This window comes from Phenylobacterium sp. (genome assembly GCF_965284355.1).
Lineage (GTDB): Bacteria > Pseudomonadota > Alphaproteobacteria > Caulobacterales > Caulobacteraceae > Phenylobacterium.
Window position 1 is genome coordinate 695,484 of record NZ_OZ260078.1, and the last position, 12,978, is coordinate 708,461.

The window sequence follows — 12,978 nt, forward strand, 5'->3', positions numbered from 1 at the left end:
CTAGATCAAGCTTGGCCGGTGATGAGCGCTCGTTCGCAAAACAAAGCGGCCCGGGATTGCTCCCGGGCCGCTCGCTACGCGTGACTGTTACTGGAGAGGTTTAGGATTCGACCGTCTCGGCCTCGGCGGCGTCGGCGATCTCGATCGGGAGCGGCTCCATGGCCTCCTCGCGGCTGGCCGTCAGCGCTTCGTCGCGCTTGGCGGCGATCCGCTGCAGGTTGCGCAGGTACGAGCCCGTGCCCGCCGGGATCAGGCGGCCCACGATCACGTTCTCCTTCAGGCCCTCGAGGGTGTCGCTCTTGCCCTGGACCGCGGCCTCGGTGAGGACGCGGGTGGTTTCCTGGAACGACGCCGCGGAGATGAAGCTGCGGGTCTGCAGCGACGCCTTCGTGATGCCGAGCAGCACCGGCTGGGTGATCGCCGGACGACCGCCACGGGATTCCGCCTTGGCGCTTTCGTCTTCGACGTCCAGCTTCTCGAGGTGGTCGCCCTTCAGCAGGCCGGTGTCGCCCGCGTCGAGGATTTCCACCTTCTGCAGCATCTGGCGCACGATCGTCTCGATGTGCTTGTCGTTGATCGGCACGCCCTGCAGTCGGTAGACCTCCTGGATCTCGTTCACCAGGAACTCGGCCAGCGCCTCGATGCCCTGGATGCGCAGGATGTCGTGCGGATCCGGGTTGCCGTCGATGATGTACTCGCCCTTCCGGATCACGTCGCCGTCGTGGACCGCGATGTGCTTGCCCTTCGGGATCAGGAACTCGACCGCCTCGCCACCGTCTTCCGGGGTGATCTTGATGCGGCGCTTGTTCTTGTAGTCGCGGCCGAACTCGACGCGACCGTCCATCTCGGCGATGACCGCGCAATCCTTCGGACGACGGGCTTCGAACAGCTCGGCCACCCGCGGCAGACCGCCGGTGATGTCGCGGGTCTTGGCGCTCTCGGTCGGGATACGCGCCATGATCTCGCCGGGCTTCACCTCGTCACCGTCGCCGATGGAGAGAATGGCGCCCACCGGGAGCAGGTATCGGGCCTCGCCGCCGTTCGACAGGCGCTTGTAGGCGCCGTTCTCGTCCAGCACCGACATGGCCGGACGCAGGTCCGAACCCTTCGAGCTGGCGCGCCAGTCGATGACCACGCGGTTGGAGATGCCCGTGGCCTCGTCGGCCTCCTCGCGGAACGAGAAGTTCTCGACCAAGTCCTCGAACCTCACCTTGCCGCCGACTTCGGTAATGATCGGCGTGGTGTAGGGGTCCCAACTGGCCAGGCGCTGGCCGCGCTTGACCTTGTCGCCGTCCTTGACCTGCAGGCGGGCGCCGTACGGCACCTTGTAGGACTCGCGGTCCTTGCCATCGACCTGGACGGTCAGGGTCAGGTTGCGGCTCATCGAGATCAGGCCGCCGTCGGCTGCGACCACGGTGTTGCCGCCCGAAATCCGCGCGATGCCTTCGTTGGCGCTTTCGAAGAACGACTGCTCGGCCACCTGGGCGGTGCCGCCGATGTGGAAGGTCCGCATCGTCAGCTGGGTGCCGGGTTCGCCGATGGACTGGGCGGCGATGACGCCGACCGCTTCACCGATGTTCACCGGCGTGCCGCGGGCCAGGTCGCGACCGTAGCAGGCGCCGCAGACGCCGACCTTGGTGTCGCAGGTCAGCACCGAGCGGATCTTCACCGACTGGACGCCGGCGTTCTCCACCAGGTCGCACATGTTCTCGTCGAGGTAGGTGTCGGCGGGAACGATGACGTCGTTGGTGCCCGGGTCCTTCACGTCCTCGGCCGCGAAGCGACCCAGGATGCGCTGGCCCAGCGAGACCAGCACGTCGCCGCCCTCGACCACGGCGCGCAGCGTGATGCCGCGCGTGGTGCCGCAGTCTTCCTCGGTGATGATGCAGTCCTGCGCCACGTCGACGAGGCGGCGGGTCAGGTAGCCCGAGTTCGCCGTCTTCAGCGCGGTGTCGGCCAGGCCCTTACGGGCGCCGTGGGTGGAGTTGAAGTACTCCTGGACGGTCAGGCCTTCCTTGAAGTTCGAGATGATCGGCGTCTCGATGATCTCGCCGGACGGCTTGGCCATCAGGCCGCGCATCCCGCCGAGCTGCTTCATCTGGGCCTGCGAACCGCGGGCGCCCGAGTTGCTCATCATAAAGATCGAGTTGATCTCCGACTGGCGACCATTGATCACCGGCGCGGAGCTGACCTCGGCCATCATCTCGTCGGCGACGCGGTCGGTGGCCTTGGCCCACGCGTCGACGACCTTGTTGTACTTCTCACCCTTGGTGATCAGACCGTCGGCGTACTGCTGCTCGTACTCTTCCACGAGCTTGCGGGTCTCTTCGACGATCGGGGCCTTGCGAGCCGGGATGACGATGTCGTCCTTGCCGAAGGAGATCCCCGCCTTGGCCGCCTCGCGGAAGCCCAGGCCCATGATCTGGTCGGCGAAGATGACCGTCGCCTTCTGACCGCAGTGGCGGTAGACGGTGTCGATCAGATTGCCGATTTCCTTCTTGGTCAGGTTCTTCTCGAGAAGCCGGTGACCGACCGCCGGATGGTGCGGGAACAGGGCGGCGATCTTCATCCGACCCGGCGACGTCTCGATCACCTTGCGGATCAGGTTGCCCTCGGCGTCCATCTCGGAGTGCCGCGCACGGATCTTGGTGTGCAGGGTCACGATCCCGGCGTCGAGCGCCTGGTCGATCTCGTTCAGGTCGTTGAACGCCTTGCCCTCGCCCGGCTCGCCGTCCTTGACCAGGGACAGGTAATAGAGACCCAGGACGATGTCCTGCGACGGCACGATGATCGGACGGCCGTTGGCCGGCGACAGGATGTTGTTCGTGCTCATCATCAGCACGCGCGCTTCCAGCTGGGCTTCCAGCGAGAGCGGCACGTGGACGGCCATCTGGTCGCCGTCGAAGTCCGCGTTGAAGGCGGCGCAGACCAGCGGGTGAAGCTGGATGGCCTTGCCCTCGATCAGCTTGGGCTCGAACGCCTGGATGCCCAGGCGGTGCAGCGTCGGCGCGCGGTTCAGCAGAACCGGGTGCTCGCGGATCACCTCGTCCAGGATGTCCCAGACCGCGGGCTGCTCACGCTCCACCATGCGCTTGGACTGCTTCACGGTGCCCGACAGGCCCTTGGCGTCCAGGCGCGCGTAGATGAACGGCTTGAACAGCTCGAGCGCCATCTTCTTGGGCAGGCCGCACTCGTGCAGCTTCAGCTCGGGACCCACCACGATGACCGAACGGCCCGAGTAGTCGACGCGCTTGCCCAGCAGATTCTGGCGGAACCGGCCCTGCTTGCCCTTCAGCATGTCGGCCAGCGACTTCAGCGGACGCTTGTTGGCGCCCGTGATCACGCGGCCGCGGCGGCCGTTGTCGAACAGGGCGTCGACGGCTTCCTGCAGCATCCGCTTCTCGTTGCGGATGATGATGTCCGGCGCGCGCAGCTCGATGAGGCGCTTCAGGCGGTTGTTCCGGTTGATGACCCGGCGATAGAGGTCGTTCAGGTCCGAGGTCGCGAAGCGGCCGCCGTCCAGCGGCACCAGCGGGCGCAGTTCCGGCGGGATCACGGGGATCACCGTCAGCACCATCCACTCGGGCTTGTTGTTGCTCTCGAGGAAGCTCTCCATGAGCTTCAGGCGCTTGGACGCCTTCTTGAGCTTCATTTCCGAGGTGGTCGTCTTCAGCTCCTCGCGGAGCTGCTCGGCCACCTTCTCGAGCTCGATGCCCTTCAGCAGGCCCTGGACCGCCTCGGCGCCGATCTCGGCGGTGAAGCTGTCGTCGCCGAACTCTTCCTGGAAGCGCAGGTAGTCGTCCTCGCTCAGCAGTTGGTGCTGCTTCAGCGGGGTGAGGCCCGGCTCGGTGACGATGTAGTGCTCGAAGTACAGGACGCGTTCGATGTCCTTCAGCGCCATGTCCAGCATCAGCGCGATGCGGCTGGGCAGCGATTTCAGGAACCAGATGTGCGCGACCGGCGAGGCCAGCTCGATGTGGCCCATCCGCTCGCGGCGGACGCGCGCCAGGGTCACTTCGACCCCGCACTTCTCGCAGATGATGCCCTTGTACTTCATGCGCTTGTACTTGCCGCACAGGCACTCGTAGTCCTTCGTCGGACCGAAGATGCGGGCGCAGAACAGGCCGTCACGTTCCGGCTTGAACGTGCGGTAGTTGATGGTCTCGGGCTTCTTGATCTCGCCGAACGACCACGAGCGGATCTTCTCCGGCGAGGCCAGAGCGATGCGGATGCGGTCGAAGGTCGGAGCGGCCTGGACCGGGTTGAAGATGTTCAGGACTTCCTGGTTCATCTTGGTTCCTTCTGCGGCGTGCGCCGCGAAATTTCGTCAGAGCTGGGCGGAGTGGCGGAGCGCCCTCCCCCGTCACCGAGGGAGGGCTCTGCAAACCGTCAGCTGTTCTCCAGCTCCACGTTCAGGCCCAGGGAGCGCATCTCCTTGACCAGCACGTTGAAGCTTTCCGGGATCCCGGCCTCGAAGGTGTCGTCGCCACGGACGATGCTTTCGTAGACCTTGGTCCGGCCGGCCACGTCGTCCGACTTCACCGTCAGCATTTCCTGCAGGGTGTAGGCGGCGCCGTAGGCTTCCAGAGCCCAGACTTCCATTTCCCCGAAACGCTGACCGCCGAACTGGGCCTTACCGCCCAGCGGCTGCTGGGTGACGAGGCTGTACGGGCCGATCGAGCGAGCGTGGATCTTGTCGTCGACCAGGTGGTGCAGCTTCAGCATGTAGATGTAGCCGACCGTGACCGGACGCTTGAACCGCTCGCCCGTCTGGCCGTCGTACAGGTACGACTGACCCGACCGGTCGAGGCCCGCCTTCTCCAGCAGGTTTTCGATGTCGTCGATGTGGGCGCCGTCGAAGACCGGGGTCGCGAACGGAATGCCCTTCGAGAGGTTCTTGGCCAGCTCGATGAGTTCCTCGTCCGTGTCCGGCAGCTCCTCGTCGGGACCGTAGGCGTCGCGCAGGTAGTCGAGCAGCGCCTGACGCTGGCCGCCGCCGTATTGCCACGCCTCCAGCAGGTCGGCGACCTGCTTGCCCAGGCCGGCCGAAGCCCAACCCAGGTGGGTCTCGAAGATCTGGCCCACGTTCATGCGCGACGGCACGCCCAGCGGGTTCAGCACGATGTCGACGTGCTGGCCGTTCTCCAGGTACGGCATGTCCTCGATCGGCAGGATCTTGGAGATGACGCCCTTGTTGCCGTGACGGCCGGCCATCTTGTCGCCCGGCTGCAGCTTGCGCTTCACCGCCACGAACACCTTGACCATCTTCATCACGCCCGGGGGCAGTTCGTCGCCGCGCTGCAGCTTGTCGACCTTGTCCTCGAAGCGGCGATCCAGGCGCTTACGGCCTTCGTCGAACTGCCGGCGCATGGCCTCCAGCTCGCCCATCGCCTTCTCGTCGTCGAGGGCGATCTGCCACCACAGGCCCGGCGAAATCTCTTCCAGCTTGTCGGCTTCGATCTTGCCGCGCGCCAGGCCCTTGGGGCCCGACACGGCGTTCTTGCCCACGAGCAGCTCGCGCAGGCGGCTGGTCATGTTGCGGTTCAAGATGCCGAACTCGTCGTCGCGGTCCTTGCCCAGACGGTCGATTTCCGCCCGTTCGATGGCCAGGGCGCGTTCGTCCTTGTCGACGCCGTGCCGGTTGAAGACGCGGACTTCGACGACCGTGCCGGCGACGCCCGGGGGCAGACGCAGAGACGTGTCGCGGACGTCCGAAGCCTTTTCGCCGAAGATGGCGCGCAGCAGCTTCTCTTCCGGGGTCATCGGGCTCTCGCCCTTCGGCGTCACCTTGCCGACCAGGATGTCGCCCGGCATCACCTCGGCGCCGATGGCCACGATGCCCGCCTCGTCGAGGTTGCGCAGGGCTTCCTCGCCCACGTTCGGGATGTCGCGGGTGATTTCTTCCGGGCCCAGCTTGGTGTCGCGGGCCATGACCTCGAATTCCTCGAGGTGGATCGAGGTGAAGATGTCGTCGCGCACGATGCGCTCCGAGATCAGGATCGAGTCCTCGAAGTTGTAGCCGTTCCAGGGCATGAACGCGACGAGCGTGTTCCGGCCCAGAGCCAGTTCGCCCAGCTCGGTCGACGGGCCGTCGGCGATGACGTCGCCGGCCTTGATCTTGTCGCCCACCTGAACCAGCGGACGCTGGTTGATGCAGGTCGAGGTGTTCGAGCGCTGGAACTTCTGCAGGCGGTAGATGTCGACGCCCGGCTTGGTGGGGTCGAGTTCGTCCGTCGCACGCACGACGATCCGGGTCCCGTCGATCTGCTCGACCACGCCGGTGCGGCGGGCCACGACCACGGCGCCGGAGTCGACGGCCACGATGCTCTCCATGCCGGTGCCGACCAGGGGCGCATCCGACTGGATGAGCGGCACGGCCTGCTTCTGCATGTTCGAGCCCATGAGGGCGCGATTGGCGTCATCGTTTTCGAGGAACGGGATCAGCGAGGCGGCCACCGAGACGACCTGCTTCGGCGACACGTCCATCAGGTCGACCTGCTCCTTGGGCAGCAGCGAGGGCTCGCCGTTCACCCGGCCGGGGACCAGGTCGTCGACGATCGAGCCGTTGTCGAGCTTGATGTTGGCCTGGGCGATGACGTGCTTCGCCTCTTCCATGGCCGACATGTAGACGACCTCTTCGGTCGTCTTGCCGTCACGGATGCGCCGGTAGGGGCTCTCGATGAAGCCGTACTTGTTCACCACCGCGTGGGTGGCGAGCGAGTTGATCAGGCCGATGTTCGGGCCTTCCGGCGTTTCGATCGGGCAGATCCGGCCGTAGTGGGTCGGGTGCACGTCGCGGACTTCGAAGCCGGCGCGCTCGCGGGTCAGACCACCCGGGCCAAGGGCCGACAGGCGGCGCTTGTGGGTGATTTCCGACAGCGGGTTCGTCTGGTCCATGAACTGCGACAGCTGCGAGGAGCCGAAGAATTCACGGACGGCGGCGGCCGCCGGCTTGGCGTTGATCAGGTCGTGCGGCATGACCGTGTCGATATCGACCGAGCTCATGCGCTCCTTGATCGCGCGCTCCATGCGGAGCAGGCCGACGCGGTACTGGTTCTCGAGCAGTTCGCCAACCGAACGGACCCGGCGGTTGCCCAGGTTGTCGATGTCGTCGATTTCGCCCTTGCCGTCCCGCAGGCCGACCAGGGTCTCGAGCACCGCCAGCACGTCTTCCTTGCGCAGGATGCGCACGTCGTCGGGGCAGTCCAGCTCCAGACGCATGTTCATCTTCACGCGGCCGACCGAGCTCAGGTCGTAGCGCTCGCCGTCGAAGAACAGCGACTTGAACATGGCCTCGGCGGCTTCCACCGTCGGCGGCTCGCCCGGACGCATGACGCGATAGATGTCGAACAGGGCGTCCTCGCGGACGGTGTTCTTGTCGACCCGCAGGGTGTTGCGGATGTAGGCGCCGATGGTGACGTGGTCGATGTCGAGCACGTCCATGGTGGTGAAGCCCTGCTCTTCCAGGCTCACCAGCAGGCCCGCGTCCAGCTCGTCGCCGGCTTCGGCGTAGATCTCGCCGGTCTGGTAGTTCACGAGGTCGCGCGCCAGATAGCGGCCGTTCAGGGCCTCGGGCGGCAGCAGCAGGGTCTTGAGGCCCGCGTCGGCGAACTTCTTGGCGTTGCGGGCCGAGATCTTCGTGCCGGCCGGAGCGATCTCTTCGCCGCTGTCGGCGTCGATCAGCGGGAACTCCGGCTTCACGCCGCGCCAGCGCTCGGGGATGTAGGCGGTCGACCAGCCGGCCGTCTTCTTCTCGTAGGCGACGGTCTTGTAGAACGTCGAGAGGATCTCCTCGCCGTCCATGCCCAGGGCCATGAGGAAGGTCGTGGCCGGCAGCTTCCGGCGACGGTCGATGCGGACGTAGACGATGTCCTTGGCGTCGAATTCGAAGTCGAGCCACGAGCCGCGGTACGGGATCACGCGCGCGGCGAACAGCAGCTTGCCCGAGGCGTGGGTCTTGCCCTTGTCGTGGTCGAAGAAGACGCCCGGCGAGCGGTGCATCTGCGAGACGATGACGCGCTGGGTCCCGTTGACGATGAAGGTGCCCTTCTCCGTCATGAGCGGGATATCGCCCATGTAGACGTCCTGCTCCTTGATGTCCTTCACGGAGCGGGCGCCCGTCTCTTCGTCGGTTTCAAAGACGATGAGGCGCAGCTTCACCTTCAGCGGCGCGGCATAGGTCATGTCGCGCTGGACGCATTCCTCGACGTCGTACTTCGGCTCTTCGAACTCGTACGAGACGTACTCGAGCACCGCGCGTTCGTTGAAGTCCTTGATCGGGAAGACGGACTTGAAGACCGCCTCGATGCCCTCTTCGCGCCGTTCGCCGGCGCGGACTTCGCGCTGCAGGAACTGCTCGTAAGATGAGCGCTGAACCTCGATCAGGTTCGGCATCTGCACAGCTTCAGGAATGCGGCCGAACGAGAACCGAATCCGCTTCTTGCCGGTGAAGGATTGCGCCATTTTGATCCCTTGAGGACGCCAGGAGACGGACTCCGGGCGTCGAGTGTTTATCCTGCGTCCACCCTCGGATCTCCCTTACGGGAGCCGGACGCTGGAATGCTCCCTGTATCGTCGGGAGCGCCCCTTCGCATGGTCGGAGGGCTAGGGACCATGCCTCGGGGCCTGCACGCGCGAAGGCCGCATCGAATGGATGTGAATCGGGAGGTGTTTTCGCGAACGGCGGGAAATAGGCCCTTTCGGTTCGCTCGTAAAGAGCCCGGGGCCAAGAAAATGAACGTCAGACGGCACGCCGCCTGACGAAAGGCGGCGCGGAGGGGTGCAGTCTCCGCGCCGCCCAACGTTCATCCTCGGCTAGAACCCGAGGAGTGCGCTGACTTCCGGTCTCGCAAGTCGTCAACCAAGTCAACGAACGGATAGTTCCCGGATTCAACGCGACCTGTCGAGTACCAGCTTCACCTTATTTTTTGCGGCGAATGGACGCCATGCGGCGGCGGCGTACCGGTTCAGGTATTCAGGATGCTCTGTTCCCATCCAGCGGTCCCACCAGGTGAACCAGGCGCCGTAGTTCCAGCCCGCTTGGGCGTGGTGCAGATCGTGGTGGGTGGTGGTCACGATGAAATCCAGCATCGGCCGGCCGTCGCGACGCGCGGGCATCAGCTCATAGCCCGAGTGCAGCAGCGTGTTGGTGGCGATCTGGTACAGCATGACCCACTGCATGCTGTAGCTCGGCATCGGGAAGATCATCGGCCACACCACCACGAAGCCGAACAGCAGAAGCGCCTCGCCGATATCGAAGCTGTAGGCCGTGAACGGCGACGGGTTGTTGCTTCGGTGATGTCGGCGGTGGAAGCGGCGGAACAGCCGCGGATCGTGCATCAGTCGATGGGTCCAGTAGAACCACGCATCCAGCCCAACGACGCCGGCTACGATAGAGACGCCGAACCAGACGGGGCCCCAGCCGTCGGCCAGGCCTGTGAGCGGGTACAGGCCGGCTCGGTACATGAACGTCACCGCCACGCCGGCGGTGGCGAAGATGACCATCGAGCGCAACGAGAAGCCCAGTTCCACCAGCATCTGCCGCGCCGGCGGCGTCTCCTGGCGGATCTTGCGCGCCTTCAGGAATGGGCGAAGCAGGATCCAGAGGGCCAGCCAGACGGCGAGCGTAAAGAGCATGTAGCGCGTCAGCGTGGGCTCAAGTTCACGCAGCCAGATATGGGTTGCGTCCGAAAGCAGGGTTTCCATGGGCGATCCTCGCGTTGGCGACCACCCAGTCACAGCCTGCCCGCCCGTTTACGTCTCGCCGAGGCCGACAGAGCCTCGCCGATTCCGAAATCAAACGGCTTCTTGCAGTTCCGGCGAGGCCTGCAGCGCCTGCCTGCGCCACTCGGTGGGCGTCGCGCCGGTGGCCGCGCGGAAGGCGCGGTTGAACGGGCCCAGCGAGCCGTAGCCCAGGTCGAACGCGATCGTCGCCACCGTCGTCCGCGCTTCGCTCGGGTCCCCGAGCCGCGCCATCGCCGCCTCGATCCGGAAGCCGTTCACGAAGTCGGCGAAATTGCGGTGCCCCATGCGCTGATTGATCAGCCGACGCAGACGGTACTCAGGCTCCCCCAACTCGCGCGCCAGGGCGCCGATGGTCAGCCCTTCACGCCGCCACGCGCCGCCGGTCATGAGGTCGTTCAGCCTGCCCGCCAGCACCCGGTCGGCAGCCTCGGCCCGCGCGTCGGCGCTGACCGCCTCGCGACGCACCCCGCCGAACAGCGTCGGGCGCGCCTGCAGGAAGACGACAGCCCCGGCGACCACGATGACCGCGAAGATCGCCCCGCCGTAGGGCCATCCTGCCGTCCAGAGCAGCCAGCTCTCGTGCGGCTCGACGCGATTGATCAGGCCGATGGCGACATTGGTGATGCCGTAGAAGGCCGCGAAACCCAGGATCGGGGCGCGCAGTCGCCGCCGCTGCTCGAGCAGGTCGCCCGGCCAGCTGCGGAGCACCACATAGGTCGCGTGAAGCAGGAGCAGCCCACTGAAAGCGTTGCGGGCCATCCAGATCGGCTGGCGCTCATCAGGCGGCATCAGCTCACATGCGATCCCGCTGACGACCAGCAGCGCGATAGGAGCCCAACTCAGCGGCGCGATCGGACGGTCATCGAAGACCGTAAGCACGAACAGCCAGAAGCAGGCGCCAACGGCGTAGGCCGGCAGCACCAGCGGATAGAAGCGGTCGAGGGCGGCCCAGAGCGTGCTCGATTCCGTCATCAGCCAGCAGGCGATGGACAGCGCCAGCAGGCCGCCGCTCAGTCGGACCTGACGGCTCAGGGGCCCGGCCGCCAGCGCCAACCCGGTGACCAGCATCGCGCCGCTCGCGATGCCGCGGACAAACATGTCGATCAGAGTGAGGGAGTCGGACACGACCGCGAGTTTATCAAGCCGAGCGCCCTCGCCCAGTGAAGCTCCGGTCATCTACCAGGACCGCGACTACCGGGCCTGGCCGCCGTTCAGTAGCGGCAGGCAGCTCTGCCAGTTGCTCGGGTTGGCCGCCGCGCAGGCCTGATAGCTCTGGCCGGCCTGGTGGATGCCGACCGCTGCGTTCTGTCCCATGCCCGGCTGAGGCAGGAGCGGCTGCGCCATCAAAGGCTGGCCCAGGCGCGGAACGGAAGGCAGGGGCGCCGCAGCCGCCACGCGCGGCGCGCTCGCCGTGTTCAGGCAAGCCTGAATCGCCGCCGTGTTCCCGGCCGCAGCCCGCACGCACTCGGCGATCAGCTGCGGATTGGCGGCCGGCGCGCTCGGGGCCGCGGGCGCCGGCGCTTGGCGGGCGTTCATCGCCGCACCCAGCGCTCCGAGAAGGGCGCCTGATGTCCCGCCGCCACCCCCGCCGCCCCCAACGCCGCCGAGCCCCTGCGCTCGACCCATGCCCAGTTGCCCGCGCAGCTTGGCGCACTCGGCCATGCCGGCGCCCATCGGCGAGTTGCAGATCTGGATCGCCGCGTTCAGGCGGTTGATGTCGCCCGCGGTCTGCGCCCCGGCTGGCGCCGGCAGCGCCGCCAGGCACGCGAGCCCCGCCAACCCTGCGAGCGTCGGAAGAGTTCTGGCCAAGATCATGCCCCCATGGATCGCGCCCTATCGATCCCAGCATGCCGCGCCAGGCCCGCCCTGCCCTCCCCCGATCGGGGGCGCCCCCTTTCATCCGCGTCGCGTAGCGACGGCGCCAAAGAAAAGGGCCGGGATCTCTCCCGGCCCTCGATCTTCAGAAGCGCTGATCCAGCGCGTCCCGCCTTTCCGCGGAAAGGCGTGAGCAAGAGGTAGACGCGCAACCTTGTCGCGCTTCGGCCTACTTGATCTGGACGGTCGCGCCGGCTTCTTCCAGCTTCTTCTTGATCTCTTCCGCTTCCTGCTTGGAAACGTTTTCCTTCACGTTCTGCGGAGCGCCTTCGACGAGGTCCTTGGCTTCCTTCAGGCCGAGGTCCGGACGGACGCCGCGGACTTCCTTGATCACGTTGATCTTCTTGTCGCCACCGGCGGTCAGAACAACGGTGAACTCGGTTTGCTCTTCGGCGGCTTCGGCCGGAGCGGCGCCGCCGGCGGCCGGAGCGGCAGCCACGGCGACCGGAGCAGCGGCGCTCACGCCCCACTTTTCTTCCAGCAGCTTGGAGAGCTCAGCGGCTTCCAGGACGGTCAGAGCCGACAGGTCGTCGACCAGCTTTTCGAGATTGGCCATGTGATGTGGTCCTTAAGAGAGAGGTTTGTCGGGAAGTGACGATCAGGCGGCGTCTTTGGCGGCGTAGGCGCCGACGACGCGAGCCAGCTGACCGGCGGGAGCCTGCAGGACGCCCGCGATCTTGGTCGCAGGGGCTTGCAGAAGGCCGACGATCTTGGCGCGGAGCTGATCCAGCGACGGCAGGGTGGCCAGAGCGGTCACCGAGGCCTTGTCCAGCACCTGTTGACCCATGAAGCCGCCAATGACCGTGAACTTGTCATTGTCCTTGGCGTACTGGGTCGCGACCTTGGCGGCAGACACCGGGTCGGCGGCGAAGGCGATGGCGACGGGACCCTTGAAGAGGGCGTCGCCCGCTTCGCCGATCGAGCCACCGAGCGCCTTCTGGGCCAGGGTGTTCTTCACCACCTGCAGCTGGGCGCCTTCCTTGCGAAGACGGCCCCGCAGATCGGTCATTTCCGCAACGGTCAGACCCATGTAGTGGGTCACGACCACGGCGCCGGAGTCGGCGAAGACGCCCTTGAGCGTCTCGATCGATTCCTGCTTTTGAGCGCGGTCCATTGCGGTCTCCATACTCAGGTTCCGCGCACGCGCGAATGCGCACGCGGGTAAGCACCTGTCCGATGAGGAAAGCCGCAGCCTCGCGCCCGATCCGCGTTGCGGAGAGGCGACGTGCCGTCATCTTCCCGTCTCCCTGCGCCGGAAGAGGGGCCCCTCTTCGCGTTACGGCCCCCGGCGACCCCGGCGGCTGCACAGTTCTTGGACAGGATGGAAAGGTCGAAACCCTTCCGTCCTCGCCTCCCCCG

The 12,978-nt window shown here is 66.2% G+C and carries 7 protein-coding genes; all 7 read right to left on the reverse strand.

All coding sequences use genetic code 11. From position 1 onward, the window contains the following. Positions 1-100: 100 nt before the first annotated feature. The 7 genes from rpoC to rplJ all read right to left on the reverse strand — a co-directional run bounded on the left by rpoC (position 101) and on the right by rplJ (position 12,733). Complete coding sequence (gene rpoC / locus ACQ66R_RS03525; RefSeq protein ID WP_430419286.1) at positions 101-4,291, reverse strand: DNA-directed RNA polymerase subunit beta'; 4,191 nt, start codon at positions 4,289-4,291, stop codon at positions 101-103. Between the two features lie 98 nt (positions 4,292-4,389). Continuing rightward, entirely contained in the window at positions 4,390-8,463 is a 4,074-nt protein-coding gene (rpoB, locus tag ACQ66R_RS03530) for a DNA-directed RNA polymerase subunit beta (protein ID WP_430419288.1), read from the reverse strand. Between the two features lie 426 nt (positions 8,464-8,889). Further along, positions 8,890-9,705 carry a sterol desaturase family protein gene (locus ACQ66R_RS03535; RefSeq protein ID WP_430419290.1) on the reverse strand — a complete coding sequence of 272 codons (816 nt, stop codon included), beginning with the start codon at positions 9,703-9,705 and terminating at the stop codon, positions 8,890-8,892. Between the two features lie 90 nt (positions 9,706-9,795). Further along, complete coding sequence (locus ACQ66R_RS03540; RefSeq protein WP_430419291.1) at positions 9,796-10,869, reverse strand: helix-turn-helix domain-containing protein; 1,074 nt, start codon at positions 10,867-10,869, stop codon at positions 9,796-9,798. Between the two features lie 66 nt (positions 10,870-10,935). Continuing rightward, complete coding sequence (locus tag ACQ66R_RS03545; protein ID WP_430419293.1) at positions 10,936-11,553, reverse strand: hypothetical protein; 618 nt, start codon at positions 11,551-11,553, stop codon at positions 10,936-10,938. Between the two features lie 235 nt (positions 11,554-11,788). Further along, positions 11,789-12,175: a 50S ribosomal protein L7/L12 gene (gene rplL, locus ACQ66R_RS03550; RefSeq protein WP_430419295.1), complete on the reverse strand. Its 387-nt coding sequence runs from the start codon at positions 12,173-12,175 to the stop codon at positions 11,789-11,791. 42 nt (positions 12,176-12,217) lie between these two features. Continuing rightward, complete coding sequence (rplJ, locus tag ACQ66R_RS03555; RefSeq protein WP_430419296.1) at positions 12,218-12,733, reverse strand: 50S ribosomal protein L10; 516 nt, start codon at positions 12,731-12,733, stop codon at positions 12,218-12,220. Positions 12,734-12,978: the final 245 nt, after the last annotated feature.

Coding starts and splice junctions, on each gene's coding strand:
- rpoC (WP_430419286.1), bottom strand. CDS start 4,291: ATGAACCAGGAAGTCCTGAACATCTTCAACCCGGTCCAGGCCGCTCCG.
- rpoB (WP_430419288.1), bottom strand. CDS start 8,463: ATGGCGCAATCCTTCACCGGCAAGAAGCGGATTCGGTTCTCGTTCGGC.
- ACQ66R_RS03535 (WP_430419290.1), bottom strand. CDS start 9,705: ATGGAAACCCTGCTTTCGGACGCAACCCATATCTGGCTGCGTGAACTT.
- rplL (WP_430419295.1), bottom strand. CDS start 12,175: ATGGCCAATCTCGAAAAGCTGGTCGACGACCTGTCGGCTCTGACCGTC.
- rplJ (WP_430419296.1), bottom strand. CDS start 12,733: ATGGACCGCGCTCAAAAGCAGGAATCGATCGAGACGCTCAAGGGCGTC.